This is a genomic window from Sandarakinorhabdus sp. (assembly GCF_032115815.1).
GTDB lineage: Bacteria > Pseudomonadota > Alphaproteobacteria > Sphingomonadales > Sphingomonadaceae > Sandarakinorhabdus.
This window is the reverse complement of sequence record NZ_JAUMBI010000059.1, coordinates 1-4,805: the sequence shown is the minus strand read 5'-3', so window position 1 is coordinate 4,805 and position 4,805 is coordinate 1. Positions and strand designations below refer to the sequence as shown.

Sequence of the window (4,805 nt, the reverse complement as noted above, 5' to 3'; positions counted from 1 at the left end):
TGCCGCCCGGTTACAGTCCGCAAGGATGGCTGGAAACGCTCACCCTGCAAAAGGCCCGTGAGCGTTGGCCGGAGGGGATTCCGCCGAAGCTGATGGCGCTGCTGGCCGACGAATTCCGCATCATCGCCAAGGCCGGCTATGCGCCCTATTTCCTTACCGTCCACGATATCGTGGCGTTCGCGCAGGGGCGCGGCATCCTGTGCCAGGGCCGCGGCAGCGCCGCCAACAGCGCGGTGTGCTTCGTGCTGGGCATCACGGCCGTCGATCCGTCGAAACACAATCTGCTGTTTTCCCGTTTCATTTCCGAAGAACGCAAGGAACCACCCGATATCGATGTCGATTTCGAGCATGAGCGGCGCGAGGAGGTGATGCAGTGGATTTACGAACGCTATGGCCGCGAACGTGCCGGCATCGCGGCGACCGTGATCCACTATCGCCCGCGCAGCGCCGTGCGCGAGGTAGGCAAGGTGCTGGGCATGAGCGAGGATCTGACCACGCGGCTGTCGAGCACCGTCTGGGGCAGTTATGCGAGTACGATGGAACGGCAGCGTTTTGCCGAAAGCGGGCTTGATCCCGACAGCCCTGAGATCGCGCGGCTGGGGGGCCTCGTCACCCAGATCATGGGGATGCCGCGTCACCTGTCCCAGCATGTCGGCGGCTTCGTGCTGACCCAGACGCGGCTGGATGAGCTGGTGCCGATCCACAACGCTGCGATGGCGGACCGGACCTTCATCGAATGGGACAAGGACGATATCGACGCGCTTGGCCTGATGAAGGTGGATGTGCTGGCGCTGGGCATGCTGAGCTGCATCCGGCGGGCGTTCGAATTCATCGAGACGCAGCTGGGGCACAGCTACACGCTCGACAATGTGCCGGGTGAGGCGCCGGATGTGTATCGCATGCTGCAGCGGGGCGATTCCATCGGCGTCTTCCAGGTCGAAAGCCGGGCGCAGATGAACATGCTGCCGCGCCTGAAGCCGGCGGAGTTCTATGATCTCGTCATTCAGGTTGCCATCGTACGGCCGGGGCCGATCCAGGGCGACATGGTCCACCCCTATCTGCGGCGCCGGCAGGGGCGCGAGGCGGTGAGCTTCCCCAGCCCGAAGCCGCCGCACGATCCGGATGAGCTGAAGAACGTGCTCGGCAAGACGCTGGGGGTGCCGCTGTTCCAGGAACAGGCGATGAAACTGGCCATCACCGCCGCCAATTTCACGCCGGCCGAAGCCAACCGCCTGCGCCGCGCCATGGCCACGTTCCGCAGCAATGGCGGCATGGAATATTTCGAGAGCAAGCTCGTCGATGGCATGGTGGCGCGGGGGTATGAGGCGGATTTCGCGCTGCGCTGCTTCAACCAGATCAAGGGCTTTGGCAGCTATGGCTTCCCCGAAAGCCACGCGATTGCCTTTGCCCGGCTGGTGTGGGTTTCGGCGTATCTGAAGTGTCGTTACCCGGCGGTATTCGCCGCGGCGCTGCTGAACGCGCAGCCGATGGGATTTTACGCCCCGGCGCAGATCGTGCGGGATGCGGCGGAGCACGGCGTGGCGGTGCGGCCGGTGGATGTGAACCACAGTGCGTGGGATTGCACGTTGGAACCGATTTCACCCGTCATCCCGGCGAACGCCGGGGCCCATCGCGTGAATGTGCCCACCGGTAACGGCGTTGGGGCGATGGGCCCCGGCTTTCGCCGGGGTGACGAGCGGTTCGCCCTCCGCCTCGGCCTGCGCCAGATCACCGGCTTCCGCGCCGACTGGGCCGAACGCATCGCCGCCGCCCGGCCGATCCGCAATCTGGAAGATCTCGCCCGCGCCGGGCTCCCAGCGCGCGCGCTGAAATTGCTCGCCGACGCCGATGCCTGCGCGTCGCTCAACCTCAACCGCCGCGATGCCGGCTGGCAGGCGCTGCGCACGCCGACTGACAGTCTGCCCTTGTTCGCAGCGGCGGCCGCCAGTGATCTGGGCGAGGAGGAAGGCCACGACCTGCCGCTGATGGCACCCGGCGAGGAGGTTGCCGCCGATTACCAGGTGCTGCGCCTGTCCTTGCGCGCCCATCCGCTGGCGTTGTTGCGGCGCTATTTCCCGGGCGTGCTGACGGCGGCGCAGTTCAGCGTGGCGAAGAACGGCCGGCGCGCCAGTGTGGCCGGCGTCGTGCTGGTGCGGCAGCGGCCGGGGGGCGGCAACGCCATCTTCATCACGCTGGAGGATGAAACCGGTGTGGTGAACGTGGTGGTGTGGGCGCGCCTGTTCGAAACCTACAGGCGCGCCATCATGGCCAGCCGGCTGATGCAGGTGGAAGGCGAAGTGCAGCGCAGCCCGGAAGGCGTGATGCACCTGATGGCGACGCGCATCACCGATATGAGCGCCGTCTTGGATCGCCTGTCAGACGCGCATGATGCGACCACGCCGCTGGCCCGGGCGAGTGAGGATCTGGTGCATGGCCCGCCCGGCCGCAAGCCGCCACCTTCCCGCGCTCGCCACCCGCGCGACGTGCGGGTGATCCCCAAGAGCCGGGATTTTCATTGATGGCGACGCGCCAACGCTGCAAGCTGCCGGCATGACGATGGATGAACTCTTCGCCGTTGGCGCCCGCGTGGGCGAACAACTCAAAGCCCGCCGCGAAACCGTGGCCGTGGCGGAATCCGCTGCCGGCGGCCTGATCTCGGCGGCGCTGCTGGCCGTGCCGGGCGCTTCGGCCTTCTACCTCGGCGGTGCCGTCGTTTACACGCCGCGCGCCCGGCATCGGCTGCTGGGACTGCGGCGGGAAGATGTCCGCGGCTACATGTCTGCCACCGAGCCGTTTGCGCTGCTGATGGCCGAAACCATTCGCAAGCAGCATAGCGTCACCTGGGGCATCGGCGAAACCGGCGCGGCGGGGCCGAACGGCAACCCCTATGGCCACGCCGCCGGGCATGACGTGGTGGCGGTGAGTGGCCCGGTGCAAGTCGCGCGCACCATCGCGACGGGATCAAGCGACCGGCAGGCCAACATGGTGGCGTTTGCCGTGGCGGCGCTGGCGCTGCTTGAGGAGCAGTTGGCCTAGGCTCAGTTCCACACTGGCGGGTGGCGATGGGCCCAGGGTTGGGCGGCCTCCAGTTGCGCGGCGAGGCGCAGCAGCAGCGATTCATCGCCGAAGCGGCCGACGAGCTGGCTGCCGATCGGCAGATTGTCGGCACTCCAGAACAGCGGCAGGGTGATCGCCGGCTGGCCGGTCATGTTGGCCATGGTGGTGAACGGCAGGAAATCCAGCAGCTGGCCGATAGTAACATCGAGATTGGGGGATTCGGTGTCCACCGTGCCGATCGGCAGCGGCGGGGCGCCCATGGTCGGGGTGAGCATCACGTCATATTGCCGGTGCAGCGCGGCGGCGGCGCGGCCGAACTGATGGATGGCGTTCAACGATGCCTGATACTGGGCGGCGCTGAAGCTCCTGCCCATTTCATACACCGCCAGCGTATAGCCTTCGAGCTGGTTGGGCGACGGAACGGCCCCGGTCGCCGCCGCGATGCTGTCGATGAAGGTCACCTGGCTGGTGGCATAGAGCACGGTGAACGGCTCCGACGCAGCGGCCCACCAGGCCGGCGGATCGATCAGATCGACATGATGGCCCAACGCACGGCACAGCGCGGCGGTGTGATCGACAGCAGCCAGGCAATCGGCGTGCGGCGCCGATCCATCCGGGCGCGCCCGCACCAACGCGATGCGCAGACCCGTCGGCGCATTGGCCAGTTCCGCGAGGTAGGAAGCGGCCGGCGGCGGCGCGCAATAGGGGTCGCCGGGCTCGCTGCCGGCGGTGGCATCCAGCATGGCGGCCGAATCGCGCACGCTGCGGGAGACGACATGCTCCACCTCCAGGCTGCCCCAGCCTTCGCCCAGCGTTGGCCCCACCGATGTGCGGGCGCGGGTGGGCTTCAGGCCGACCAGCCCGCAGCACGACGCCGGTCCGCGGATCGAGCCGCCGCCATCATTGGCATGCGCCACCGGCACGATACCGGCCGCCACCGCCGCCGCCGATCCGCCCGACGATCCGCCCGGCGTGCGCGACACATCCCACGGATTGCGGGCCGGGCCATACAGCCGCGATTCGGTGACCGGCATCAGCGTCAGTTCCGGCACATTGGTCTTGCCCAGCGGCACCAGCCCAGCCGCCAGGAAGCGGTTGGTGAGATAGGCGTTCTGCTCATAGGGCGTCGCCGGCACAAACGCCGAACCATGCCGCGTCGGCGCCCCTTCGATATCACCCAGCGCATCCTTCAACAGGAACGGCACGCCGGCAAAACGGCCCTGCGGCAACGGCCCCTTCGCCATGGCCCGCGCGCGATCAAACATGGTCCAGATGACGGCGTTGAGCCTGGGATTGTGCCGCTCGATCCGGGCAATGGCGGCATCGACCAGCTCGATCGGCTGCACCTGCTTCGTCCCGATCAGGTCGGCCAGGCCCAGGCCATCAAGGCGGGAATATTCGTCAATGCTCATGGCGCTTCAGGCTCCGGTGCGAGGGACGGTCAGGACGCAGGAGCGATGCTGCGACCGGCCGCCCTGTGGCGCAAGCCAATTTGCGCTTTCGTCAGCCGCTGATGGTCAGAGAGGGGCAGAGACAGGAGCCTCCGGCGGGCAGGGTCGTAGACCCTGCACCCGTTAGTTTTTCGGTGGTCTTGCAGGCTGGGCGTCCGCTTTCGCCCAGAGAACGAACCCGCTGCGCGGGATTGGCGCTTGCTGTGATTGGTGACCATTAGCCTGCCGCTCTGGCCCTGATTGAGGGCGAGCCCGGGTGGGCAGATCATTTCGACCCCCAACAACCAGGGAGTCGAA

3 protein-coding genes are annotated in these 4,805 nt (G+C 67.2%); 2 read left to right on the top strand and 1 reads right to left on the bottom strand.

The annotated features are described in order from the left end of the window. Nucleotides 1–2,519, top strand: a 2,519-nt coding sequence (locus RT662_RS03645; protein WP_313669245.1) for an error-prone DNA polymerase, incomplete at its 5' end; no start/stop codon positions are given. Between the two features lie 31 nt (nucleotides 2,520–2,550). Then, nucleotides 2,551–3,036 (top strand): CinA family protein, encoded by a 486-nt coding sequence (locus RT662_RS03640; protein WP_313669244.1) that lies wholly within the window; start codon nucleotides 2,551–2,553, stop codon nucleotides 3,034–3,036. Nucleotides 3,037–3,038: 2 nt separating this feature from the next. Here RT662_RS03640 and RT662_RS03635 read toward each other — a convergent pair whose 3' ends face one another. After that, complete coding sequence (locus tag RT662_RS03635; RefSeq protein WP_313669242.1) at nucleotides 3,039–4,469, bottom strand: amidase; 1,431 nt, start codon at nucleotides 4,467–4,469, stop codon at nucleotides 3,039–3,041. Nucleotides 4,470–4,805: the final 336 nt, after the last annotated feature.